The following is a 24,791-nucleotide window of genomic DNA, read 5'->3' on the forward strand; positions in this document are numbered from 1 at the left end:
AGCGTCGCACCCATGACGACGAACGATCACAACCGCCCGACCTCCGGCTACGGCCCCGAACACAGCCCCCGCATGCAGTGGGCCGAGCTCGCCCCCGATGTCTTCAAGGCCATGGTCCGGCTGGAGGCAGCATCCGGTAAGGGCCTGGACCCGATCCTCGCCGAGCTGGTGAAGATCCGTTCCTCGCAGCTCAACCACTGCGCGTTCTGCCTCGACATGCACACCAAGGACGCGCTCGCGGCGGGCGAGTCGATCGAGCGGATCGTCCAGCTCAGCGCGTGGGAGGAGTCGCGTCACTTCTACACGGAGAAGGAGATCGCGGCGATCGAGCTCACGGAGGCCGTGACGGTCCTGACCGACGGTTTCGTGCCGGATGACGTGTACGAGAGGGCCGCAAAGCACTTCGACGAGGCCGAGCTGGCCCAGCTGATCGCCGCCATCACGGTGATCAACGCCTGGAACCGGTTCGCCGTCTCCACTCGCATGGTCCCCGGCCACTACGCTCCCAGCGACAGGAAGCACTGACCCGGGCCGGGCAGCATCGCCGCCCGGCCGCCGCACCGGCCCTCCTCCGCCTCGCCCCTCCCGGGAGCCCCGCGATGACCGTCTCCGTCTTCCGTCACCTGCACCACAGCCGTACCCCCGGAGACCCGCTGGTCCTCCCCGGTCCGTGGGACGCCGCGAGCGCCCGTGTCTTCGCCGACGCCGGCTTCCCGGCGCTCGCCACGCCGAGCGCCGGGGTCGCGGCCTCGCTCGGGTACGAGGACGGGGCGACACCCGTCGCCGAGATGTTCGCGGCCGTGGCCCGGATCGCGCGCGCCGTTCCCGTACCCGTCTCGGCGGACATCGAGGCCGGTTACGGGCTGCCGCCGAAGGAACTCGTGGAGCGGCTCCTCGACACGGGTGCGGTCGGCTGCAACCTGGAGGACTCGGCCGACGGCGTCCTGGAGGACCCGCAACGGCAGGCGGACCGGCTGGCGGAGGTACGCACGGTCGCGGGCGACCAGCTCTTCGTCAACGCTCGCGTCGATACGTACGTGCACGGCGTCCCGGACGGCATCGACCCGGAGACGGAGACGATCGCCCGCGCCCGGCTGTACGCGGCAGCCGGTGCGGACTGCGTCTACCCGATCGCCGCCCCGCCCGAGTCCCTTCCGCGCCTGGCCGCCGCCATCCCGGCGCCGCTCAACGTCTTCGCCCTGCCGGACGGCCCGACCCCGCGCCGCCTCGGCGAACTGGGCGCCACCCGCATCACGTTCGGTCCAGGGCTGCAGCGCCAGGCCATGGCAGCCGTCCGCCGGATCGTCGACCGGTTGCACGCGCTGTAGCCTCCCGCACACCGAGCCCGCCAGGCCCTAGCCGTGGGCCTGTCTGCCCCCGAACGCGGCCAGGGTCCGTTCCAGAGCCGGCATGGCCCGCACCACGTTGCGGGAGCGGATCAGGGCGTCCCAGGCGGGTTCGAACTTCTTCCAGCCGCCCGCGTACGCCAGGTGCCTCAGCCGCTCGTGCGTGCCCGGCTGTGCGGCCGAACCGCGCCAGATGTTCGACCAACGGTAGAAGTCGCGGTACGCACGCCAATAACCGTCCTCCAGCTGACGCGAGGTCATTCCCTTCGGACGGTGGACGACATGGCGGGTGTCGTAGAGATCCCAGTCCCGGTGGACGATCCGGTCCTCGGCCTCCATCTGCTTCCACAGGCCGGTGGACGGATACGGCGTCATGATGTGAAAGGTGGCCGTCTCGATGCCCTGTTCGACGGCCCACTCCACCGTCCGGTCGAAGACGTCCGGGCCGTCGTGGTCGAGGCCGAAGACAAAGCTGGCGTTGACCATGACACCGGCGCCATGGAGCCGGCGGACGGCGGCCGCGTAGTCCTTGCCGATGTTCTGGTCCTTGCGGCGTTCGGCGAGATTCGCGCTGTTGACGGTCTCGAAGCCGACGAACAGGCTGCGCAGCCCCGCGTCCACGGCCCGCTCCAGCAGGTCCGGCTGGAGTACGGACTTCACGGTGCCGGCCGCCTGCCAGAGCCGTCCCGTTCCGGCCATCCCGTCGAAGAGCGCCTCGGCGAAGCGCCGGTTGCCGAGCAGATGATCGTCGAGGAAGTACAGGTGCCTGCCGGGCAGCCGCTCGATCTCGGCGAGAGCGTCGTCCACGGCCTGGGTGTAGAAGGACTTGCCGCCCTCGAAGAACGCGTCCTTGTAGCAGAAGTCGCAGTGGTGCGGGCAACCGCGCGAGACGACGATCGAGTTGGGCACCAGATACAGGTTCCGTTTGATCAGGTCCCGTCGTACGGGCGGCAGTCCGGCCAGGGTGCGCAGTGTGGAGTCGTACCGACGGCCCGGCGCACCGTCCCGGAACTCCTTCAGGAACAGCGGCCAGGTGTCCTCCCCCGGCCCGGTGAAGATCGTGTCCGCGTGCGCCGCCGCCTCGTCCGGGAGCGAGGTCACATGGAGGCCGCCCATGGCGACGTGGACGCCCCGGGCACGGAAGTGGTCGGCTATCTCGTAGCTGCGCCGGGCGGAGGTGATGTACGGCTGGACGACCAGCAGATCGGGGCTGTCGAGCGACTCGATGTCGACCCGTTCGACGTGCTCGTCGAGGAGCGTCACCTCGTCGTCCGGGTCCAGGTAGCCGGCGAGGGTCGCCAGGCCGAGCGGTGGGAAGAGCGAGTACTTGATCGGCCGGAAGAGCGGGCTGGTCGCCTCGGTCAGGGCCGGAAGAATCATCGTCACGCGCATGACAGCCCAGACGGCACAACCCGTATCCGCAGTTCCCGCTCACGGCCGTTCCCGCCGGCGGCCAGGTGCGAACGCAGCCGCCCCCGGCAGCGAGTGCTGCCGGGGGCGGTGAGGTACGCGCCAGGAGGCGTACGGATCAGATCAGACCGAGCTCGCGAACCGCGTCGCGCTCCTCGGCGAGCTCCTGCACCGACGCGTCGATACGCGTGCGGGAGAACTCGTTGATGTCCAGGCCCTGGACGATCTCGTACTTGCCGTCCTTCGTGGTGACCGGGAAGGACGAGATGAGGCCCTCGGGCACACCGTAGGAGCCGTCCGACGGGATGCCCATCGAGGTCCAGTCGCCGGGGGCGGTGCCGTTGACCCAGGTGTACACGTGGTCGATGGCGGCGTTGGCGGCCGAGGCGGCCGAGGACGCGCCACGGGCCTCGATGATCGCCGCGCCGCGCTTGGCGACGGTCGGGATGAAGGTGTCGGCCAGCCACGCCTCGTCGTTGACGAGCTCGGCGGCGTTCTTGCCGGCCACCTCCGCGTGGAAGATGTCCGGGTACTGGGTCGCCGAGTGGTTGCCCCAGATCGTCAGCTTCTTGATGTCGGAGACGGCGGCGCCGGTCTTGGCGGCCAGCTGCGAGATCGCGCGGTTGTGGTCCAGGCGGGTCATCGCGGTGAAGCGCTCGGCCGGTACGTCCGGGGCGGCGGCCTGCGCGATGAGCGCGTTGGTGTTGGCCGGGTTGCCGACGACGAGGACCTTGATGTCGTCCGCGGCGTTGTCGTTGATCGCCTTGCCCTGCGGCTTGAAGATGCCGCCGTTGGCGGAGAGCAGGTCGCCGCGCTCCATGCCCTTCGTACGGGGGCGGGCGCCGACGAGCAGGGCGACGTTCGCACCGGCGAAGCCGACGTTGGCGTCGTCCGTGATCTCGATGTTGCGCAGCAGCGGGAAGGCGCAGTCGTCGAGCTCCATCGCGGTGCCCTCGGCGGCCTTCAGACCCTGCGGGATCTCCAGGAGACGCAGGTTGACCGGCACGTCCGGGCCGAGCAGGTGGCCGGAGGCGATGCGGAAGAGCAGCGCGTAGCCGATCTGGCCGGCTGCGCCGGTCACGGTGACATTCACGGGAGTGCGGGTCATGGCGATCTCCGTTAGACAGCTGGCGGTGGGGGTCCCTGCCCCTGGTGCTGGATATCCCCTGAATCTTGATGTGAAGAGATATCCAGCGATCAGGCTATCCGACCCGCAACCTCCCGGCCGCCCGGCCCCCTGTGGCACCGCACACAACCGGTCACGGACCGCTCACCGCGATCGTGTCTCATCCGTCGGCGTCGGTGCACTCCTTCGTCCCGGACGCGAGCGTCGCGCAGGCCCTGGCGTCGGCGGCCTTCTTGACGGCGACCATGGGGGTGTACGCGTCCATGTCCGTGCCGGCGTCCACCGCGCCGTGCTGACCCGCGGCCCCGCCTGCGGCGATCCGGACCGTGTCGCCCGGGGCGGCCCTGGTGATCCGGGCCCACGCCGCGGCACACGTCTCGCTGTAGCGCACCTCGACAAGACGTCCGCCGACCGTGACGCTTGCGGCCGTACGGGCGAACCTGCCGCCGCACCCCATGTCCTCCGGATCCTTCCCCGTGCAGTCGGTGCCGCCGCACCCGACGCCGTCCGGCAGGGGCGCGCTCGGGCTCGGCGACGCCGACGGGGTGGCCGCGTCCTTCCTGTCGTTGTCGTGACCGTCCGGGCCGGTCAGGAGCAAGGCGGCGGCTGCCACCATCAGCACGCCCACCACGCCGGCCAGGAACACGGTCGCCTTGCGGCGGTCCACCGGCTTCCGCGGACCGCCGGCGTGTTGTGGCTGCGGCGGCCGCCCCGCTGCAGCGGGTCCGTATGCGTCTGCGTGACCGGCCCCCGGGAGCGCCTGTGACTGCTGCGGCACGTGCGGGGCGGTCCCGCGTTGCATCGGTACGGACGGTGCGCGGCCCCTGTCGCGCCCGTCCCGGCCTGTGCCGGGGTCCGTGGCTGTACCGATGCCCGTGCCGCTGACGGCTCCGGCGGAGCGGTGGCTCCCGTCGTGTCCCACCGGGCTCGGCCCGAACTCGCCGAGCGCCGCACGCGCCTGGGCGATCCGAATGCCCTCCATCGTCATGTCGTGGCGCATCTCGGCGCGGCTCCAGGCCCGCTCCGCCAGCTCCCACATGGTCGTCAGATACACCTGATCGGTACCCGTGACGTCGGCGAGAGCGACGATCGCCCCCTTGGGGGCGAGCAGCCGACCGTTCAGATAGCGCTCCCACGACGTCTTGCTGTAGCCCGTGCGGTCAGCGACCGCGGCGATGCCCAGACCACTGCGATCGACGAGTCTGCGAAGCTGACCGGCGAACTCCCGCACCTGTGGGTCGAGTTCCTCCGGCAGTGCCTTCCAACGAGGCATTACTTCCCCCTCAGTTCCCCCGAACGTGCCTGATGTACCCCGCTCTGTCGTTCCCCCCTCGTCCCGGTACGGCGGTCTACCGTTCCGGACTACCCAGCAGGATGCGCAAAGGCGGGCGGCCAGTTCCTGGAGAGAGAGCGCACCGAATCATTCGGGGGGTCGGCTCGTACCGCCGCGCGCCCCCTGCCCTGCGTTGCCGTGCCGGTCCGCCGCCGTTGCGCGGCGATCACACGGTGGTGGAATGGTCACTTCCGTGCCACAGGCCACCTGGTTCCCTTGAACCGTCGTTCCTCGTCGACAAGGCTGGATCCAGGCCGGGGCAAGGCCGCTCAAGTCACCACTTTCCGGAGCTTTTCCGCTCCTGTGGGCCCCGGCCACAGGTGTCCGTCCCTCATCGGGGGAGGGGGCGGACACCACCTGTTGGGCGGAAGGCCGCCGCGCAGAAGCCCGCCGGGCCGGGGCCAGGCAGAACTTCCGGCAGAACTCGGCGGGATGCCGTCTCCTTCCGGAGGCCGACGGCCGGCGTGTCCAGGAACTGTTCCGTGCTCAGCCGTGTCGGGCGGCACGAGGACCGGCGTCATCAGGCCGAGCGAGCCGAAGCCCCGCGCGACGGCGTCGGACCGGACGTCACAAAACGAGGTCCGCGCGAAGTCGTGGATGACTCGCCGCGGACGCACCTCGGCGGTGCGAAACCGATGACCACGGTCAGTTGCGCAAAAGCCGCGGCCCCCCTCGCACCGGGAACGGGTGCGAGGGGGGCCGGTTCGGCGCTACGAGGAGTACGTGGCGTCCTGGACCTGCTCGGCGCCGTACGGGAGTCAGCGGATCGTGAAGCGGACCGCGTGCTCCAGGAACGGTACGTCCAGCCACGGCTTGGGCTGTGCCACGAGTGCGAGCAGCACGATCAGAACGCCGAGCAGTCCGTACGTCACCAGGTCGGTGAACCGGGAACGGACCGCCAGCATGCCCACCGAGGGAACCACGCAGCGCAGCACGGCTCCACCGATGAGGGCGACGCCGATCAGTATCGTGCCGATCCTGAAGGCCTGGGCGAACGGGTTGACGGCGACGATCAGCAGGCCGATCCCGGCCGTGCAGAGCACGGCGAGCAGCGGCCACTGGCGGGCCGGGGCGGGCGCGTCCCCGGACGCCGCCCTGCCGCCGCCCTCGGGGCGCGCGGTGTCCCGGGTGAACGAGGGGAACCGTCGCGACGGGCGGGGCTCGACACCCGGGCCATCGCCGGGTGCGGGTTCGCCGTCGGCGGCATCGCTGCCGCCGGAGCCGGCGCCCGCGTCCTCGGCCGTCGCCTCTGCAGCGGTCTCGCCATCCGCGGCTTCGGCATCCGTAGCCTCTTCGCCCGCGGGCCCGGCGTCCGGGCGCGCGGCACCGGGACCCTCGCCCGCAGCGCTCACACCCTCGCCCGGCACGTCCTCGGCACGCTCATCCGCACCGCGCGCGACTCCGCCCGGCGGCACCGGAATCGCCCGGTCCGCCGCGGCGGCCGGGTCGGCCGGACTCGTACCAGCACCCATGGGGTTCCTTCCGGATCAGGTCGGTCGGCTCAGTCGGCGGAGACGGAAGCCGCGGCGGCCGCATCGCGCTCGGCCGCTTCCACCACGTTGACGAGCAGCTGGGCACGGGTCATCGGGCCGACACCGCCCGGGTTCGGGGAGATCCACGCGGCGACCTCGGCCACCCCGGGGTGCACATCGCCGACGATCTTCCCCTCCTCGTCCCGGCTGACGCCGACGTCGAGCACGGCCGCGCCCGGCTTCACGTACTCGGGCCTGATGATGTGCGGCGAACCCGCGGCGGCGACGATGATGTCGGCCTGCTTGAGCTGCGCGGCGAGATCACGCGTGCCGGTGTGGCACTGGGTGACGGTGGCGTTCTCGGACTTACGGGTCAGCAGCAGCGGGATCGAGCGGCCGATGGTGACACCGCGGCCGACGACCACGACGTGCGCCCCGTTGATCTCGACGTCGTGGTGGCGGAGCAGCTGGACCACGCCCTGCGGGGTGCACGGCAGCGGGCCCGCCTCGTTGAGGACGAGCCGGCCGAGGTTCATCGGGTGCAGACCGTCGGCGTCCTTGGCCGGATCCATCAGTTCCAGGACACGGTTGGTGTCGATGCCCTTGGGGAGAGGAAGCTGCACGATGTATCCCGTGCAGTCGGGGTTGTCGTTGAGCTCCCGTACGACGTCCTCGATCTCCTCCTGGGTGGCGGTGTCGGGGAGTTCGCGCTGGATGGAGCCGATGCCGACCTGCGCGCAGTCGCGGTGCTTGCCGTTCACGTACCACCTGCTGCCCGGGTCGTCCCCGACGAGCAGGGTTCCCAGGCCAGGGGTGATGCCCTGCGCCTTGAGGGCCGCCACGCGGACGGTCAGATCGGACTTGATCGCGGCTGCGGTGGCCTTGCCATCGAGAATCTGGGCAGTCATGGTGCCCATCCTCGCGGATGACCCCACCCGCATACCAATTCTGGGTCCCCACGGTGGCCGTCAGATTGCGCTTGCACAACACATACGGCAATCGACTGGACAAAAAGCCGACGTCAAGACGACGATGAGCCGCGCAGTACGCGGGCAGTGTCGGGGGGACAGGCCGTTCTGATTGCGCACGATTCCTCCGCCCGGACCGCGTCGTCCCCGCACTTTCGCAACGGAGGAATTTCGCCATGAGCAACGGCGACCCGAACAACCCCTACGGCCAGCAGCCGGGCGGGCAGCCGGGCTACGGCTACCCCCAGCAGGCCCCGCAGGGCGTGCCCCAGCAGGGCTACGGCTACCCCGCGGCTCCGCCCGTCCCGCAGTTCGGCGCCGCAGGCTTCGGCGGGGGCCCGCTGGAGATGCCGGGCGGCGTCAAGGCCGCCCGCGTCATGCTCTACGTGATCGGCGGCCTGCAGCTCATCGGCGCGATCCTCTTCGTCCTCAGCGCCGTGGCCGTGAACGCCGCCAAGAACGACGCGACGCTCCAGGACGACGTCCAGTTCCAGCAGCTCGCCGACTACTCCGGCGGAGCACTGTGGGGCCTCTCGGTCCTCGTGCTGCTGTGGGGCGTCCTGGCCGTGTTCCTCGCCGCGAAGTTCGGCAAGGGCGGCAACGGGATCCGCATCACCGCCATCGTCTTCGGTTCGATCACCGCGCTGCTCGGCATCTACCCGTTCATCGTGGTCGGCCTCGTCCACACGGTTCTGTCGATCCTGGTCATCGTCTTCGTGGCGCGGGCCGACGGCAGCGCCTGGTTCAACCGTCAGCAGCAGCCGCAGTACTGAACCTGCCGGTCTGGCGTTCCCGCAGGGGAACCGGAAGGCCGTGAACCCGCACGCGCGTGGGTTCACGGCCTTCGGCGTTTTCCGGGTGCCGACCGTCGCTCCGGGCACGGCGTCGGAACCCGAGGGTGCCTCCCGGAGACCGGTTCCGGGAAACGCCGTCGGCGTTCGTTCACGCCGCCCGTACGTTCACACGGCTCAGTGGAAGAAGTGCCGCGTACCCGTGAAGTACATCGTCACGCCCGCCTTCTTCGCGGCTTCGACGACCAGCTCGTCACGGACCGAACCACCGGGCTGGGCCACGGCCTTGATGCCGGCCGCGGTCAGGATCTCCAGACCGTCCGGGAACGGGAAGAACGCGTCCGAAGCGGCGTACGCACCGCGTGCACGCTCCTCGCCCGCCCGCTCGACGGCGAGCTTCGCGGAGTCGACGCGGTTGACCTGTCCCATGCCGACGCCGACCGAGGCGCCGCCCTTGGCGAGCAGGATCGCGTTGGACTTGACCGCGCGGCAGGCCTTCCAGGCGAAGGCGAGCTCGGCGAGCTCGTCCTCGGAGAGCGCCTCACCGGTGGCGAGGGTCCAGTTGGCCGGGTCGTCGCCTTCGGCCTGGAGCCGGTCGGTGACCTGGAGCAGCGCGCCGCCGTCGATCGGCTTGACCTCGACCGTGGAGGTCGGGGCGTCGGGGCAGCGCAGCACGCGGATGTTCTTCTTGCGGGCGAGGATCTCGACCGCGCCGTCCTCGTACGCCGGGGCGACGATGACCTCGGTGAAGATCTCCGCGACCTGCTCGGCCATGGCGACGGTCACCGGACGGTTGACGGCGATGACGCCGCCGAAGGCCGACAGCGGGTCGCAGGCGTGCGCGTTGCGGTGCGCCTCGGCGACGTCGTCGGCGATCGCGATGCCGCACGGGTTGGCGTGCTTGATGATCGCGACGCACGGCTCGGCATGGTCGTACGCGGCACGGCGCGCGGCGTCCGTGTCCGTGTAGTTGTTGTACGACATCTCCTTGCCGTGCAGCTGCTCCGCCTCGGCCAGGCCGCCGGTGCCGGAGGTGTAGAGCGCGGCGGGCTGGTGCGGGTTCTCGCCGTACCGCAGGACGTTGCTGCGCTCGTACGTCGCACCGAAGAAGTCGGGGAAGCCCGTGTCGTCGGCGGCGGCGTAGTCGTCCGCGAACCAGGAGGCGACGGCGACGTCGTACGCGGCCGTGTGCTGGAACGCCTCGGCGGCGAGCCGCTTGCGGGTCGTCAGGTCGAAGCCGCCCGCCTCGACCGCGGCCAGGACGTCGGCGTAGCGGTCGGGGCTCGTGACGACGGCCACGGACGGGTGGTTCTTGGCCGCGGCGCGGACCATCGACGGGCCGCCGATGTCGATCTGCTCCACGCACTCGTCGGCGGAGGCGCCGGAGGCGACGGTCTCCTTGAACGGGTACAGGTTGACGACGACGAGGTCGAAGGGCTCGACACCGAGCTCGGCGAGCTGCTCGCGGTGGGCGTCCAGGCGCAGGTCGGCCAGGATGCCGGCGTGCACGCGCGGGTGCAGCGTCTTGACACGGCCGTCGAGGCACTCGGGGAAGCCGGTGAGCTCCTCGACCTTGGTGACCGGCACACCGGCGGCGGCGATCCTCCCGGCGGTCGAGCCGGTGGAGACGAGCTCGACGCCCGCCTCGTGCAGACCGCGGGCGAGGTCTTCGAGCCCCGTCTTGTCGTAGACACTGACCAGGGCGCGGCGGATGGGCTTATTCACCGACATGACCGAGATGAACCTTTCGTCCCTCAATGCGATAGCCGTTACGGGCGAGCCGCCCCACGACCTCGACGAGCAGCTTGCGCTCGACTTCCTTGATGCGTTCATGGAGAGCGGCTTCGCCCTCCGGCGTGTCCTCTTCGGTCACCTCGACCACGCCCTGCGCGATGATCGGACCGGTGTCGACGCCGTCGTCGACGAAGTGGACGGTGCACCCGGTGACCTTCGCGCCGTACGCGAGGGCGTCACGCACCCCGTGGGCACCGGGAAAGCTGGGGAGCAGGGCAGGGTGGGTGTTGACGAACCGGCCGCCGAACTCGGCGAGGAACCGCTTGCCCACGATCTTCATGAAGCCGGCGGACACCACGAGGTCCGGATGGTGCGCGGCAGTGGCGGCGGCGAGCGCCGCGTCCCACTCCTCGCGGGTGGCGTAGTCCTTCACCTTGCAGACGAAGGTCGGCAGCCCGGCGCGCTCCGCCCGTTCCAGACCGACGATGCCGTCGCGGTCGGCGCCGACCGCGACGACCTGGGCGCCGAAGCCCGCGGGGTCGTCGCCGATCGCATCGAGCAGGGCTTGGAGGTTCGTACCGGAACCGGATACCAGCACGACCAGGCGAGCCGGAGCGGCGGAGGGGGGCGGGGAGGCCACGGCTGGGCCCTTTCTCGCGTGGTGAAGCAGAGCGACGCTGTTTGCGGGGTCGTTATTTGTAGGGTCGTACGAAAGAATCGCGCCCCTCGATACGGGGAACTCTACGAAGGAGCCGACCGTCAGCAACGATACCGGCACATCGGGGGACCCCCACGGGACGGGGGTGAAGGGCCGGATCCCAGGGGAGATCCAAGGGAGATCGAGGGGGAGATCACACGGGGAGTGGGTCCGGGCGGCAGATATCGGCCTCCGGCGTCGCGCTCCCAGCTTTCGGCCCCTCCTGGCCGGGAGGTAGCGTCAGGGGACAGCGAACCGTCCGTCAGGGCGGAAATGACGAGATGGGGAAGACGTTCACCATATGCCGGACCGACGCCGCCGCACCGCCTTCCGCCTCCCGCTGCCCGAGCGGACCTCACTGCTGCTGCGGGAACGCCAGTCCCCGACGGGCTCCTCCTCGTCCTCGGATCCTTCGGATTCGTCGGATTCCTCGAACAAGAAGGACGACAACCCCTTCGCCGCCCCGCCGGAGAACCGCCCCGACCAGCCGTGGCGGCCGCGCCACCCGTCGCACGGCGCGAACGGGGGCGGGGACGAGGGTTCGAACGGGAACGGTGAGGGATCGCCCGAGGGCGGCTCGTCCGACGACCGGCCGGTCTGGGGCAGCCAGTGGAGCAGCCACCAGCCGGGCCGCCAGAGCGGCGGCTTCGGCGGCCGTCCGGGCGGCCAGGGCGGCCCGAACGGCCCAGGTGGCCAGGGCGGGCCCGAGGGCGGCCCCGGCGGGCTGCGCTGGGACCCGACCGACCCCGCCCAGCGGCGCGCCCGCTACGCGCTGCTCTCCGGCATGTGGGCATTCTTCTTCGCGATCTTCGACTTCCCGGAGATCGCCCTGCTGCTCGGCGCACTCGCCGTGTACTGGTCGATCAGCTCGCTGCGCGCCAAGCCGAAGACCGCAACGGCCACGGAGAACGCCGACGGGGCTGCCCGTGCGGGTTCCGCCTCCGGTTCCGCTCCGGTCCGGGGACAGGCACCTGGAGCCGGGACCGCCGCCCCGTACGCACAGGGCCAGGGCAGGCCGCAGACGACCGCTGCGGTCAGCGGTCTCGTCACGGCGCTGCTCGCGCTCTCGATCGTCGCAATGACGTTCACGGTGCAGCTGGTCTACCGCGACTACTACACATGCGTGAACGACGCCCTCACCAAGTCCGGACAGCTGGCCTGCAACGACCTGCTGCCGAAGCCGCTGGAGCCGTTCTTCGGCGTCAAGAACTAGCGCTTTCCGGACTGTCCGTCGGCCCGGCCTCCGGAGGCCGGGCCGACGGCGTCCCGGGGTCCTCGGAGAGTGATACCGACAGGGAACCGCCGGAGTTCCAGGGGGAATCCCCGGACGTCCGCTCGTGCCACGGGTCCGTCGGCAGAAAGTCGTACGGCACGGCGCCGGCGTCCTCCTGGTACCAGGAGGACGCCCCGGGCACGGACGCGGACGTCGCGGGCGGCGAAGGCGGGGACACGGGTACAAAACCGCCCCCGGCCGGGGATCCGGTCGGGGTTCCGGATTCCGCGCCCGCTCCGGTGCCGGGTCCCGGCTCCGACGCCTCGGCCGCATCCTCGCCACCACGCCTGCGCCACCACCGCGGACCGCTCCGCCGCTGCTCCGAAACGTCCGCATAGGCCAGGAAGTCGAGCACCGACCCGACCTCCCCTCCCCCGCTCCCGCCGCTGCGGTGCTGCCGCATCCGCCAAGCCCTCAGCAGCAGCGCCCCGGGGACACCGATCAGTGCCGTCCACGCCGGCGCCGCCACCCCCGTGAGCCACCAGACCGGGCCGAACTCGGCCAGCGCCCCGGTACCCATCGGTCCACCCGCCGCCGCGGCCAGCGCCGCCGTCCCGACACCGCATCCCACCGCCGCCAGGGCAGCCGTCAGCGCGGTCTCCCACGGACTGCACGCCTCCATGTCACGTCCGGTGAACCGGGCGATCGCCACCCCGGCCGCTACCGGCACCGCCACGGCCGCCCAGTTCAGGACCGTCCCGGGGCCGTGCGCCGGAACCGCTGCCAGCAGGGGGAAGTCCGGCAGCGCCGGTCGCCCGGTGAAGGCGAGGGGGGTGACCGTGGACGCCGTACCGAGTGCGAAGCCGGGCCCGAGCCCATAGGCGGCACCCCACACCGCCGCGTTCGGCACGAGCGCCATCGCCAGCAGCAGCACCGCGGACCGGCCCGCCCAGTCGCCGGAGAGCCCCAGGAACGATGCCTGCAGCTGCTCCGCATGCCACACCAGCGATGCCGCGACCAGCAGCGCGCCGCCGCCCAGCAGCACTGCCGTCCCGGCCGCCGCCGCCCGGAGCACCGCCTTCGCCCGCCCCGCGAACCGGGTCCGCGCCATCGCCTCGTGCAGCCGCATCGGCGCCCAGGACGGTGGCGCGATGGGACGCCCGGCCGCCGTCCACACCCCCGCTCCCGCCGCACCGGCCACCGCGGGAACCAGCGGGAACAGGAGCGAAGACGGCCGCGCAGCCATCGAGCCGCTCTTCGCATAGAACGCGACAACCACCACGACCAGCAGATATCCGCCCGTCACCAGGCAGAAGACGCTCCCGGCCGAGGGCGGGGTGCGCCCCTCGTCGTCGGGCTCCATCACATCGCGGGCGGCCCGATGCACCAGCCACAACAGCACCGCGGTGAGCAGCAGCGGGACAACACCGACGGGGGCGGGGGCTCCGCTGAGGGTGTCGGTCCTGACCAGTTCGGCGCCCTGCGCCAGCAGCCAGATCCCCGCTGCCGCATGGAGGGCGCCGCCGGGGCCGCTGTCGGAGGCCGGGGAGCTGATCCACACCATCATGACGAGCACAGCCAGCGAACCGAGCCCGAGCCCTCCGGCAAGCATGCCCCGCAGAAAGGTGGAGGCCAGCACGGCGGACCGGCCCTGCTCAGCCGACAACGACGGGGTGCGCTCGGTCATTTGGGTCACATCGCAATGCTCCCAATGGCACGCACTTTTTTCGTGTAACGGGCGAATAGCCGCTGTGTCGCTCAATATACGTTTATGTACTTATTGGCCCAGCGTGGGTCCGCCAGGGGGCCTTCATGACTCACAGCGCCTCCGATGCGGCCACCCCTTCCCCGCTGCCCTCCTCCCAGGAGTTACGCAGCCTCCGGCCGCCCGAACCCAAGCCACCGGGAGCACCACCATGGCCCCGACCGACCCCGGCACCACCGGGGACCAGCCCACCCCACCCGTCCCCTCCGCCCCCACAGCCCCCGAGGACTCGGCTCCGCCCGGCCCCACCCCGGCCGATGCATTCGATGCCCTCTACGTAGGCCTCGCCACCGCCCTCTTCCGGCAGACATATCTGCTGACCGGTCGCCGGAACCTCGCCAAGGAATCCGTCGAGCGGGCCTTCGAGCAGGCCTGGCAGCGATGGCCCGAGGTGGCGGTCGACCGGGATCCGGCCGGCTGGGTGCGGGCGGCCGCGTACGAGTACGCGATGTCGCCCTGGCACCGGCTGCGCCGCGCCCACCGCCACCCCGACCCCCAGTCGGCAGCCGACCCCGGCTCGCGCGCCCTGCTCGACGCGCTGCTCGACCTGCCTCCGGCGTACCGGCGCACCCTGGTGCTCCACGACGGTGTCGGCCTGGGCCTGCCGGATACCGCGGCGGAGACGGAGGCGAGCACTGCGGCGGCGGCGGGCAGGCTGGTGACGGCGCGGGCCGCGGTCACCGAGCGGATGCCCGACGACTCTGCGATCCCGCTCTCGGCCGCCGAGGAGTCCGCGCTGCTGCACGAACAGCTGGGCACGCTCGCCCATGCCCAGCCTGTGGCCGCGCTGCTCACTCCCCACGCGGTCCGCACCAGCAGCGAGAACAAGGCCAGACTCTGGACGCAGGCGGCCATCGCCCTCACCGCGGTGCTCGTCGGCCTCGCCGGGCTCACCATGGTGACCGCTCCGCCGCGGTACGAGGCACCGCCGTCGCCCGCTGAGCAGGTCGGGGGCGTGCCGCCCCGCGGTGGTCCGCAGCGGCTGACGACACAGGACCTGGAGATGCGGAGGAAGCTCGACGACGAGCTCGTTCACGGCCCTGCGCGGCTCGTCCCGGAACTACGGTGACCGACTCGCGTCACACCCGGACCGGACCCGGATCGAAACGGCGCGGGCCCGTACCCCTCAAGAGGGGTACGGGCCCGCGCAGTACACGCAGTATCAGCGATACGACGGATCAGCTGCGACGCAGCTGTCAGGCGCCGAGGATCTCGCGCGCCAGTTTGGCGGTCTCGGTCGGCGTCTTGCCGACCTTGACGCCGGCGGCCTCGAGGGCCTCCTTCTTCGCCTGGGCGGTGCCGGAGGAGCCGGAGACGATGGCGCCGGCGTGGCCCATGGTCTTGCCCTCGGGGGCGGTGAAGCCCGCGACGTAACCGACGACCGGCTTGGTGACGTTCTTCGCGATGAAGTCCGCCGCACGCTCCTCGGCGTCGCCACCGATCTCGCCGATCATGACGATCAGGTCGGTCTCGGGGTCGGCCTCGAACGCCTCGAGGGCGTCGATGTGCGTCGTGCCGATGACCGGGTCGCCACCGATGCCGACGGCGGACGAGAAGCCGATGTCACGGAGCTCGTACATCATCTGGTAGGTCAGCGTGCCGGACTTCGACACGAGACCGATGCGGCCGGGCTTGGTGATGTCGCCCGGGATGATGCCGGCGTTGGACTGGCCGGGGGTGATCAGACCGGGGCAGTTCGGGCCGATGATCCGGGTCTTGTTGCCCTTCGAGCCGGCGTACGCCCAGAAGGCGGCCGAGTCGTGGACGGCGATGCCCTCGGTGATCACGACGGCGAGGGGGATCTCGGCGTCGATCGCCTCGACGACGGCGGCCTTGGCGAAGGCCGGCGGCACGAAGAGGACGGACACGTTCGCGCCGGTCTTCTCCATCGCCTCGGCGACGGAGCCGAAGACCGGTACCTCGGTGCCGTCGAAGTCGACGGTCGTGCCGGCCTTGCGCGGGTTCACGCCGCCGACGATGTTGGTGCCGTCGGCGAGCATGAGCTTGGTGTGCTTCATGCCGGTGGCACCGGTCATCCCCTGGACGATGACCTTGCTGTCCTTGGTGAGGAAGATAGCCATGGTGTTGGAGTCCCTCGTCCTTACTTCGCAGCCGCGGCGAGCTCAGCGGCCTTGTCGGCCGCACCGTCCATGGTGTCCACGCGCTGCACGAGCGGGTGGTTGGCGTCGGAAAGGATCTTGCGACCCAGCTCCGCGTTGTTGCCGTCGAGCCGCACGACCAGCGGCTTGGTGACCTCTTCGCCCTTCGACTTCAGAAGCGCCAGAGCCTGGACGATGCCGTTGGCGACCTCGTCGCACGCGGTGATGCCACCGAAGACGTTGACGAAGACGGACTTGACGTCCGGGTCGCCGAGGATGATCTCGAGGCCGTTCGCCATGACCTCTGCGGAGGCGCCGCCACCGATGTCGAGGAAGTTGGCGGGCTTCACGTTGCCGTGGTTCTCACCGGCGTACGCGACGACGTCCAGGGTCGACATGACCAGACCGGCACCGTTACCGATGATGCCGACCTCGCCGTCGAGCTTGACGTAGTTGAGGTTCTTGGCCTTGGCGGCGGCCTCGAGCGGGTTGGCCGCGGCCTTGTCCTCGAGGGCCTCGTGGCCGGGCTGACGGAAGTCGGCGTTCTCGTCGAGAGACACCTTGCCGTCCAGCGCCAGGATGTCGCCGGAGGCGACCTTGGCGAGCGGGTTGACCTCGACGAGGAGCGCGTCCTCGGCGACGAAGGTGTCCCACAGCGTCACCATGACCTCGGCGACCTTCTCGGCCACCTCGGCCGGGAACTTCGCCTGGGCGACGATCTCGCGGGCCTTCTCGATCGTGACTCCGGCGTTGGAGTCGACCGGGACCTTCGCGAGGGCCTCGGGGGTCTTCTCCGCGACCTCCTCGATGTCCATGCCACCCTGCACCGAGGCCATGGCCAGGAAGGTGCGGTTGGTGCGGTCGAGGAGGTACGAGACGTAGTACTCCTCAAGAATCTCCGGCGCGGTCTCGGCGATCATCACCTTGTGGACCGTGTGGCCCTTGATGTCCATGCCGAGGATGTCGGTCGCACGGGCGACCGCCTCGTCGGGGGTGGCGGCCAGCTTGACGCCGCCGGCCTTGCCGCGGCCGCCGACCTTCACCTGCGCCTTGACGACAGACTTGCCGCCCAGCCGCTCGGTCGCCTCGCGGGCTGCCTCAGGCGTGTCAATGACTTCACCGGCCAGCACCGGTACACCGTGCTTGGCGAAGAGGTCCCTCGCCTGGTACTCGAACAGGTCCACGCGCGTCCGTCCCTTTTCAGTGGTCTCGCGGTTCGTTTTCTGCGTGGGCGTGCCGCGAGGGGCAACGTGACTGCTCTGTCACAAGGAAAGCGCACACGGTGTCCGGATACGCGGCATGTCCATCCCGCAGGTTATCCCCGAGCTCCACAGGACCCTAAATCGCAGCTCACACCTGGGCGGTGATTACGGTCACAGATCGTGCTGGTAGCCGGGTCGCAGTGGACAAAACGGCACGTGAGCGGTGGTGGGGCGAGGGGATCCGGGGCCGGGCGGTGCCCGTGGTCCGGACGGAGTGGTCCGAACACGACGGGGAACCGCCCGGCGACGGGCCGGGGACCGCCCTCAGCGGTCCGAGAGGTCTCAGACCCCCTGGGCCCGGTACTCCGGAGCGGTGAAGGACGGCACCGCGTCGGTGACGAAGTCGGGGGCGACCGATGTCAGACCCCGCGCACCGTGCGCCACGTTGTCGACGGCCGGGCGCGCGTCACCGCCTGCCGTGCCAACGAGGCCGCCCGCGAACGGCTGCACCCGCGCGCCGACACCCTGCGCCAGCGGCATCACCTGGGTCGCGACACCCTGTGCGAACGGGGCGACCGCGTCCCCGGTCAGTCCTTGGGCCAACGGCTGCGCCCCGGAGACGACACCTCCCGCGAACGGCTGCACGTCGGAGACGACTGCCCCGGCGAACGGCTGCACCTCGGAGACGACACTCCCGGCGAACGGCTGCACGTCGGAGACCACACCCCCGGCGAACGGCTGGACCGCGCCGACCGCGCCGTACGTCAGCGGCCGGACCTCGGCCGTGACGCCGTGCACGAACGGCAGGGCGGCCTGCTCGACGACACCGTCGGCGAACGGAGCGACCTCGGAGACCACACCCTGGACCAGGGTGCCGACGTCTCCGAGCGCCTGGTCGACGACCGGCAGCACCGCGGAGACCGCCTCGGCGGCGATGGGCGGGAGCACGGCGTCGGAGGTCTGACCGACGACCGGCCCGGCCTCGGTGAGAGCACCCTGGGCCGCGTCCTGGACGGTGCCCTGCGCGGTGGTCCCGGCGCCGTCGGCGGTGCTCCGCACATAGCCGGGGATCTGCTCGATCGGGCCGAAGAGGTAGTCGATCGGCGCGTCGGGCGCGGCCGGGACGTCGTAGCCGGGAAGGCCCTGCAGGTCCTGCAGGGCGGTTGTGCCGGACAGTCCGGACAGGTCGTGCACGGCCCGTGCGCCGTGGACGTCCACGCCGTCGGCGCGGTCGACGGCGCCCGTGAGCTTGCCCGCGACTCCGGCGGACTGGTGCTCGAGGCCGCCCGTGACGCGGTCGACCTGCCCAGCGGCCTTGGCGCCCGGGCCGGACGTCGCCTGCGCGACCACGACCTCGGCAGCTGCCTTCGCCCCGGCGGTCTCCGTCCGCACGGTGTCCTTGAGCTCCGCGACCCCGTCGACGACGTCGGCGGCGTCGTCGGGGGTGGAGAGCGGAACGGAGACAGGCAGCTCGTCCGCACTGGCTACGGCGGTCCCGAGGGCCCACATTCCGGTGGCCGTTGCGGCGACTGCTATGGAACGGCGGATGTTCTGGTGCATGTGTGTCAGATCCTTCGAATACGTTTCGGCGGTCCGGAGTCGTCCGGACGGCGGGCAGACCTGTTCCGCCCCCGCGCGGCAGGTCGAGGCGGGGGAACGGCCTGCCCTAGCCGGGGAATTCGAGGATGTCGCCGGACCTGTCGCGCATCGGGGCGACGGTCGCCGGAAGACCGGCACCGCGGACGAGCCCGCAGGGGGCACCGGCCGCGAACGGAACCGCGTGCTGTTCGCCGCCGCGTGGCCCGTGGGCCTCGGTGATGGAGGGGTGTACGAAGCCACCACGGGGATCGAGGGGGGCCCGCTCGGGCGCCGGCCCGTACCGCGGCGCGGGTACTCGGCTGTCCGTCCCGCTCGCGGAGGTGCCGTTCGGCAGGGCGGCGAACTGCCGTGCCTGGCCGGCTTCAGAGGTGTACCCGCAGACCGGACGTGGTGCGGGTGCGGCGGCGCGCGCGGCGCCACCGCCGGTGGAACCATGGCCCGGACGCCCCTCGGCAGAGGGCTCGACGACGGTGAGCGGAAGCAGCAGCCGGGCGGGCAGCGCCCACACCTCCGGGAGCACTCCGGCAGCGCTGTCGACGGCCGTGCCGACACCCTCGACCAGCTCGCCCACGGGCCGGGCGAGGTACCGGACGGTGTCCCGCGTCGTCCCGACGACCGACCGGGCACGGGCGACGGTCGTCCCGGAGTCGGTGGCGACGGAGGTCGTGGCGGAGGTGGCGGAGACCGGCACGGCGGACGCAGAGGTGCTGGAAGCCGTGGAGGCCCTGGAAGGCGAAGTGGCGGATGCGGCGGTGGAAGCGCCCCTCGGCCCGGCGTGCACTTCAGCAGCCGGCGCGCCCGAAGGCTCTGCGGCCGGAACGTGTGACGCCACCGGGGCCGAGGCGTCCGGGACCCCCGTCGCCGGTGCGGCGTCCGGGACGCCCACGGGCTCGGCTGCCACCTCGACGGCCCTGTCCTGCGCCCCTGCCCCGTTCACAACTGCCGCCCCTGCGGCGGGAAGCGACGGTACGGGTGCCTGCGCCGCGTGTGCCTCGGCTCCGAAGACGAGGCCGAGGGCCAGCAGTCCGCCGAGGAACAGCACCACCTGCAGCGCGCGCCGGCCGACCGCTCCGCGCACCGGGCGCGGGTCGGCGACAGGACGAACAACTGCAGCGGTCACGTCGGAGTGAGCCCTCCCAGATGGCGCGGAGTGCGGAACGCAGTCCTCCGCGGACGACGGGACGATGCTTGCACGACCCTCCCGGGTTGACGCAAGTCCCTTGTTACTGATGGGTCTGCTTGTCCGGTATGGGCAGTGGCCTCTTCTCCAGCGCCGCGGCCATCACCTCCGGGAAGAGATCCGGGGTGCACGCGAACGCCGGTGCGCCCAGTGCGCCGAGCGCCGCCGCGTGTTCACGGTCGTAGGCGGGCGCACCCTCGTCGGACAGGGCGAGCAGCGTCACGAACTGCACACCGGAGGCCTTCATCGCGGCGACGCGCTTCAGCATCTCGTTGCGGATACCGCCCTCGTAGAGGTCGCTGATGAGGACGACGACCGTCTCGGCCGGGCGGGTGATCCTGGACTGGCAGTAGGCGAGTGCCCGGTTGATGTCGGTGCCACCGCCGAGCTGGGTGCCGAAGAGCACGTCGACGGGGTCGTCGAGCTGGTCCGTGAGGTCGACGACGGCCGTGTCGAAGACGACGAGCCTGGTCCGCAGCGTCCGCATGGAGGCGAGTACCGCGCCGAAGACGGAGGCGTAGACGACGGAAGCCGCCATCGATCCCGACTGGTCGATGCAGAGGATGACGTCCTTCTTCACCGCCTGCGCTGCCCGCCCGTAACCGATGAGTCGTTCGGGGACGACCGTCCCGGCTCCGTCCCCGCCGGGGAGCGGCAGGTAGTTCTTGAGGTTGGCCCGGATGGTGCGGTCCCAGTCGATGTCGCGGTGGCGGGGTCTGTTGATCTTCGCCGAGCGGTCGAGCGCGCCGGTGAGCGTGGCCCTCGTACGGGTGGCGAGCCGCCTCTCCAGGTCGTCGACGACCTTGCGTACGACCGCTCGTGCCGTCTCCTTCGTCGTCTCGGGCATGGCCTTGTTGAGCGAGAGCAGCGTTCCGACGAGATGGACGTCCGCCTCGACGGCCTCCAGCATCTCCGGCTCCAGCAGCAGCGCGGACAGACCCAGCCGTTCGATCGCATCGCGCTGCATGACCTGGACGACGGAGCTCGGAAAGTACGTACGGATGTCGCCGAGCCAGCGGGCGACGGAGGGAGCGGAGCCGCCGAGTCCGGCTGAGCGGTCGCTCCCGCCCCGGCCGCCGGGCCCGCCTCCGCCGCCGTACAGCGCGTTCAGTGCGCCGTCCATCGCGGCATCCCGTCCGGCGAGGGTGCAGCCGGTGCTCTCGGCGCTGTCCCCGCCGAGCACCATGCGCCAGCGCCGCAGCCGTTCGCCGTCCACCGCGCCGCGTCCGGCCCCTGCCCCGGTCCTCGATGTTCCTGTGTCCGTCACCGTCTTCATCCTGTTGCCCCCAGCGGTTCCATTGCGTTGTCGACGGTGTCCGCGTCGGTCCCTCCGGCGTCCCCGTCGTCCAGCCCCAGCAGCAGCCGCAGTACGGGCACCACCGCCTTCGCCCGGTCCTCGTCGAGGGCGGGACCGAATCCGGGGGCTGTCGTGCCGGTGACGGTCCCGGCCGGCCCGCCGGTGGCCGGGCCGCGGCGTACGAGCTCGCCCAGCGTGCGCCTTACGCCCGGTTCGTAGGCCGAGAAAGTACGGCGCAGCAGCGGCAGTACATCGGTGAACGTGTCCGCGGGGACTCCGGCCAGCCAGGCGTCGACCAGGCCGAGCAGCCGCTCGTCGTGGACGAGGAGCATGCCGCCCCCACCGGCCCCGCCGACGAAGCCCTCGATCCAGGCCGCGGCTTCGGCCGGAGGTGTGCCGGGCAACAGGGCGAGGCCCATCAGCCGTGCCGCCTCGTCCTCTTCGAGGCGCCCCTCGTCGAGCAGCAGCCGGGCCGCCCGGCCACGGATGACGCCGGCGACGGTGTCCCGGGCGGCCAGCTTGTGCAGCACGGCCGTCCAGCGCTCGCGGAGCCCGTCCGCCGGTACCGCACCGGCGAGCAGCCCGATCGCGGTGTGCACCCCGTCCACCTGGCGGCGCAGTTCGGCCGCGCCGTCGGCGTCCAGTCCGGTACAAGCGGGCGGCAGTCCGACGCAGATCCGCTCGGCGAGCCCGGCCGCGACCTCACCGAGCGCCGCTGTGTCCGTGGACCGCACGTCCCCGTACCGCAGGGTCCGGGCCAGGGCGGGCAGCGCGTCGGCGAGGTGGCCGACGTCGGAGTCGAGCGCGGCCCGGTCGGCGAGCGCCCGCATCACGACGGGCAGCGCGTCGGGCAGTTCGGCGAGGAGGCAGCACTCGGCGAGCGCGGTGACCTCGGCGAGCGCGGTCGCCGACACGGCCTCCGATTCCGCTTTGGCGGTCGCGGCGGTCAGCACGGTGGTGCCCCAGATCCCGGCCTCGGCGACCTGTACGTACAGCTCGGGCTCCCAGCGCAGCCGCCAGCTCTCCCTGAACGTGCCGGTGCTCCCCCGGCCGGCGGCCGGTTCGCCCCATCCGACGGCGAGGAGCCGGAGCCGGTGCAACAGGCGGCTGCGCGCCGCATCCGTGTCCTTGCGGAGATCGAGCTCCAACTCGCGCTCCAGCGCCTCCGGTTTGAGCCGCAGCGTGCGCTGGAGCCGGTCGAGGTCGCGCTGCAACGGCACGGCGGGGGCGGTGTCCGGCACCTCTCCGAGCGTCTCGCCGACGATGAGCCGGTCCTGTACGAGCGCGAGCGGCACGTCCGAGCCCTCGCACATCACGGCCCGGATCGCGTCGGTCGTCTCGCTCAGCCCGGGGAGCGGTCGGCCACGCAGAGCCGCGAGGGTTCCTGCGAGCCGCACAGCCTCGATGACATGGGCGGACGACACGAACCGGTCCTCGTCGCGCAGGAGTCCGGCGACCTTGGTCATCCACCGTTCGATCGGCCGGTCGGGGGCGCCGAAGAGGTGTCCGTACCAACCGGGCGAGTCGATCCCCGCCCCGTAACCGCTGTGCCGGGCGAGCCGCCGATGGGTCCAGGGAACCCAGGTCATCTCGGTCTTGACCTTGGGCAGCCCCTTGAGAAGGGCCCTGTCGGCGCTGACGGTCGTCCTCGCTCCGAGCGCGGGCACATGCCAGGCTCCGCAGACGACGACCACGTCGTCCCCGAACTCCCTCCGTGCAGCGCGAAGTCGGATCCGCATGTATGCCTCGCGGACGGCGTCGCGGGGGTGCCCGCCGTCCCCGTACACCTCGCGCAACGCCGTCATCGCCTCGCCGAGGGCGGCGAACGGGGCCCGCGGGTCCACGAGCCGCCCGTCCGGTGTGCGGTGCTCGACGACGTCCTCCCACCAGCGCTCGGGGTCGTCGTACCCGGCGGCCTCGGCAAGGACCCCGATGGGATCGATCGGAGGTGCGACCACCGCGCCGCCGGCGTCGCCCGCTCGCCCCTGTTCCTCGTCGTGGTCCGCACCCGGGGCCGAGGAGTCCGTCATGGCCAGGGAGTGCGCCGCAGGCAGGTCGATGAAACGGACGGGCACGTCGTGGCGGAGCGCCCAGCGGATCGCGACCCACTCGGGCGAGAACTCTGCGAGCGGCCAGAACGCCGCCCGGCCCGGGTCGTCCACCGCGTGGGCGAGCAACGCCACCGGTGGTCGCATCCGCTCGTCGGCGGCGAGCGGCAGCAGTGCGTCGGCCTCGGGCGGCCCCTCGATGAGGACGGCCCGAGGTCCGGCGGCGTCCAGCGCCGCACGGACCGCGCGGGCCGATCCGGGACCGTGGTGCCGGATCCCGAGCAGCAGCGGCCCGGTGGGCGCGGCCCCGGTCACGCGGAGACCTCGCGGCAGGCGCGGTAGAAGTCCTTCCAGCCGTCCCGCTCGCGGACCACCGTCTCCAGGTACTCCTGCCAGACCACCCGGTCCGCCGCAGGGTCCCGGACGACGGCGCCGAGGATGCCGGCCGCGACATCGCCGGGGCGCAGCACTCCGTCGCCGAAGTGGGCGGCGAGCGCCAGGCCGTTGGTGACGACGGAGATGGCCTCGGCCGTCGAGAGCGTGCCCGAAGGGGACTTGAGCTTGGTGCGGCCGTCGGTCGTGACACCGTCGCGCAGTTCACGGAAGACCGTGACCACGCGGCGGATCTCGGCCATGCCGTCGGGGGCGGCCGGCAGGTCGAGCGAGCGCCCGATCTGGTCGACGCGCCGGGACACGATGTCGACCTCCGCGTCGGGCGTGGCGGGCAGCGGCAGCACGACCGTGTTGAACCGGCGGCGCAGGGCGCTGGACAGCTCGTTGACCCCTCGGTCGCGGTCGTTGGCCGTCGCGATGACGTTGAACCCGCGGACGGCCTGGACCTCCTGGCCGAGCTCGGGGAGCGGAAGCGTCTTCTCCGACAGGATCGTGATGAGCGAGTCCTGCACATCGGCAGGGATACGGGTGAGCTCCTCGATCCGCGCGGTCATGCCCTCGGACATCGCACGCATCAGAGGGCTGGGCACCAGTGCGTCGCGGCTGGGCCCGTGCGCCAGCAACTGCGCGTAGTTCCACCCGTAACGCACGGCCTCCTCGGGCGTGCCCGCAGTGCCCTGGACCAGCAGCGTCGAGTCGCCGCTGACTGCAGCCGCGAGATGCTCGGAGACCCATGTCTTGGCGGTGCCGGGAACGCCGAGGAGCAACAGGGCACGGTCGGTGGCGAGCGTCGTCACGGCTACCTCGACGAGGCGGCGCGGGCCCACATATTTGGGTGTGATCACTGCCCCGTCCGGCAGGACGTCGCCGAGCAGATAGGTGGCCACGGCCCAGGGCGACAGCTTCCAACGCTCGGGCCGCGGGCGGTCGTCGGCGGCCGCGAGCGCCTTCAGCTCGTCGGCGAAAGCGTCCTCGGCATGCGGGCGCAGAGCCTCTGCGCGGATGCCGGCGGTGGTTTCGGACACGGTCATGGATCCCCCTCCAGATCGGTCGACCGGATGTGGTTCCCACCGTGCACCATGCCACTGACAGTCGGTCGTTCCCACGGCCTTTCCGCA

20 protein-coding genes are annotated in these 24,791 nt (G+C 71.5%); 5 read left to right on the forward strand and 15 right to left on the reverse strand.

From position 1 onward, the window contains the following. Nucleotides 1–12: 12 nt before the first annotated feature. A complete protein-coding gene (locus OG963_RS19455; protein ID WP_371799277.1) occupies nucleotides 13–525 on the forward strand; it encodes a carboxymuconolactone decarboxylase family protein in 513 nt (170 codons plus the stop codon). 74 nt (nucleotides 526–599) lie between these two features. Further along, nucleotides 600–1,328: an isocitrate lyase/phosphoenolpyruvate mutase family protein gene (locus OG963_RS19460; RefSeq protein WP_371799278.1), complete on the forward strand. Its 729-nt coding sequence runs from the start codon at nucleotides 600–602 to the stop codon at nucleotides 1,326–1,328. Nucleotides 1,329–1,355: 27 nt separating this feature from the next. Here OG963_RS19460 and OG963_RS19465 read toward each other — a convergent pair whose 3' ends face one another. The 5 genes from OG963_RS19465 to OG963_RS19485 form a co-directional block, all read right to left on the reverse strand. Further along, a complete protein-coding gene (locus OG963_RS19465) occupies nucleotides 1,356–2,738 on the reverse strand; it encodes a B12-binding domain-containing radical SAM protein (RefSeq protein ID WP_319737029.1) in 1,383 nt (460 codons plus the stop codon). Nucleotides 2,739–2,874: 136 nt separating this feature from the next. Then, nucleotides 2,875–3,864, reverse strand: a complete 990-nt coding sequence (locus OG963_RS19470) for a malate dehydrogenase (protein ID WP_030914454.1) — start codon at nucleotides 3,862–3,864, stop codon at nucleotides 2,875–2,877. A 178-nt stretch (nucleotides 3,865–4,042) separates the two neighbouring features. Beyond that, nucleotides 4,043–5,155: a DUF2690 domain-containing protein gene (locus tag OG963_RS19475; protein WP_319737033.1), complete on the reverse strand. Its 1,113-nt coding sequence runs from the start codon at nucleotides 5,153–5,155 to the stop codon at nucleotides 4,043–4,045. A gap of 818 nt (nucleotides 5,156–5,973) precedes the next feature. Further along, nucleotides 5,974–6,687 (reverse strand): DUF3017 domain-containing protein, encoded by a 714-nt coding sequence (locus tag OG963_RS19480; RefSeq protein WP_362269653.1) that lies wholly within the window; start codon nucleotides 6,685–6,687, stop codon nucleotides 5,974–5,976. 29 nt (nucleotides 6,688–6,716) lie between these two features. Then, nucleotides 6,717–7,595, reverse strand: coding sequence for a bifunctional methylenetetrahydrofolate dehydrogenase/methenyltetrahydrofolate cyclohydrolase (locus OG963_RS19485; RefSeq protein ID WP_093773164.1), 879 nt, complete (start codon nucleotides 7,593–7,595; stop codon nucleotides 6,717–6,719). Nucleotides 7,596–7,831: 236 nt separating this feature from the next. Between OG963_RS19485 and OG963_RS19490 the strand changes: the two genes are divergently transcribed. Beyond that, nucleotides 7,832–8,428 carry a hypothetical protein gene (locus OG963_RS19490; RefSeq protein WP_093773166.1) on the forward strand — a complete coding sequence of 199 codons (597 nt, stop codon included), beginning with the start codon at nucleotides 7,832–7,834 and terminating at the stop codon, nucleotides 8,426–8,428. A gap of 195 nt (nucleotides 8,429–8,623) precedes the next feature. Here the strand turns inward: OG963_RS19490 and purH are convergent, their stop codons facing one another. Continuing rightward, nucleotides 8,624–10,177: a bifunctional phosphoribosylaminoimidazolecarboxamide formyltransferase/IMP cyclohydrolase gene (gene purH / locus OG963_RS19495; protein WP_093773168.1), complete on the reverse strand. Its 1,554-nt coding sequence runs from the start codon at nucleotides 10,175–10,177 to the stop codon at nucleotides 8,624–8,626. Continuing rightward, the gene (gene purN, locus OG963_RS19500) at nucleotides 10,164–10,820 is read right to left on the reverse strand and encodes a phosphoribosylglycinamide formyltransferase (protein WP_030914437.1); all 657 of its coding nucleotides are present in this window, start codon (nucleotides 10,818–10,820) and stop codon (nucleotides 10,164–10,166) included. Before purN ends, purH begins: the two co-directional genes overlap by 14 nt. A gap of 358 nt (nucleotides 10,821–11,178) precedes the next feature. Between purN and OG963_RS19505 the strand changes: the two genes are divergently transcribed. After that, nucleotides 11,179–12,090: a hypothetical protein gene (locus OG963_RS19505; protein ID WP_093773170.1), complete on the forward strand. Its 912-nt coding sequence runs from the start codon at nucleotides 11,179–11,181 to the stop codon at nucleotides 12,088–12,090. Here the strand turns inward: OG963_RS19505 and OG963_RS19510 are convergent. Next, nucleotides 12,080–13,777, reverse strand: coding sequence for a DUF6350 family protein (locus OG963_RS19510; RefSeq protein ID WP_371800308.1), 1,698 nt, complete (start codon nucleotides 13,775–13,777; stop codon nucleotides 12,080–12,082). The genes OG963_RS19505 and OG963_RS19510 overlap by 11 nt on opposite strands. 229 nt (nucleotides 13,778–14,006) lie before the next feature. Between OG963_RS19510 and OG963_RS19515 the strand changes: the two genes are divergently transcribed. Continuing rightward, nucleotides 14,007–14,924, forward strand: coding sequence for a DNA-directed RNA polymerase sigma-70 factor (locus OG963_RS19515; protein WP_371799279.1), 918 nt, complete (start codon nucleotides 14,007–14,009; stop codon nucleotides 14,922–14,924). A gap of 127 nt (nucleotides 14,925–15,051) precedes the next feature. On the opposite strand, the gene sucD is transcribed toward OG963_RS19515, so the two are convergent. From sucD to OG963_RS19550, 7 genes are all read right to left on the reverse strand, one after another. Then, the gene (gene sucD / locus OG963_RS19520; protein ID WP_030914424.1) at nucleotides 15,052–15,936 is read right to left on the reverse strand and encodes a succinate--CoA ligase subunit alpha; all 885 of its coding nucleotides are present in this window, start codon (nucleotides 15,934–15,936) and stop codon (nucleotides 15,052–15,054) included. Nucleotides 15,937–15,956: 20 nt separating this feature from the next. Continuing rightward, nucleotides 15,957–17,138, reverse strand: a complete 1,182-nt coding sequence (gene sucC, locus OG963_RS19525; RefSeq protein ID WP_030914421.1) for an ADP-forming succinate--CoA ligase subunit beta — start codon at nucleotides 17,136–17,138, stop codon at nucleotides 15,957–15,959. A 360-nt stretch (nucleotides 17,139–17,498) separates the two neighbouring features. Then, complete coding sequence (locus OG963_RS19530; RefSeq protein ID WP_371799280.1) at nucleotides 17,499–18,716, reverse strand: hypothetical protein; 1,218 nt, start codon at nucleotides 18,714–18,716, stop codon at nucleotides 17,499–17,501. A 106-nt stretch (nucleotides 18,717–18,822) separates the two neighbouring features. Next, nucleotides 18,823–19,875: a hypothetical protein gene (locus OG963_RS19535; RefSeq protein WP_371799281.1), complete on the reverse strand. Its 1,053-nt coding sequence runs from the start codon at nucleotides 19,873–19,875 to the stop codon at nucleotides 18,823–18,825. A 103-nt stretch (nucleotides 19,876–19,978) separates the two neighbouring features. Beyond that, nucleotides 19,979–21,121 carry a VWA domain-containing protein gene (locus OG963_RS19540; protein WP_371800309.1) on the reverse strand — a complete coding sequence of 381 codons (1,143 nt, stop codon included), beginning with the start codon at nucleotides 21,119–21,121 and terminating at the stop codon, nucleotides 19,979–19,981. 86 nt (nucleotides 21,122–21,207) lie between these two features. After that, on the reverse strand, nucleotides 21,208–23,595 hold the full coding sequence (locus OG963_RS19545; protein WP_371799282.1) for a DUF5682 family protein: 2,388 nt from the start codon (nucleotides 23,593–23,595) through the stop codon (nucleotides 21,208–21,210). Beyond that, nucleotides 23,592–24,704, reverse strand: coding sequence for an AAA family ATPase (locus tag OG963_RS19550; protein ID WP_371799283.1), 1,113 nt, complete (start codon nucleotides 24,702–24,704; stop codon nucleotides 23,592–23,594). The genes OG963_RS19545 and OG963_RS19550 overlap by 4 nt, the downstream gene beginning before the upstream one ends. Between the last annotated feature and the right edge of the window lie 87 nt (nucleotides 24,705–24,791).

The sequence above is a fragment of the Streptomyces sp. NBC_01707 genome, from assembly GCF_041438805.1.
Taxonomy (GTDB): Bacteria; Actinomycetota; Actinomycetes; order Streptomycetales; family Streptomycetaceae; genus Streptomyces.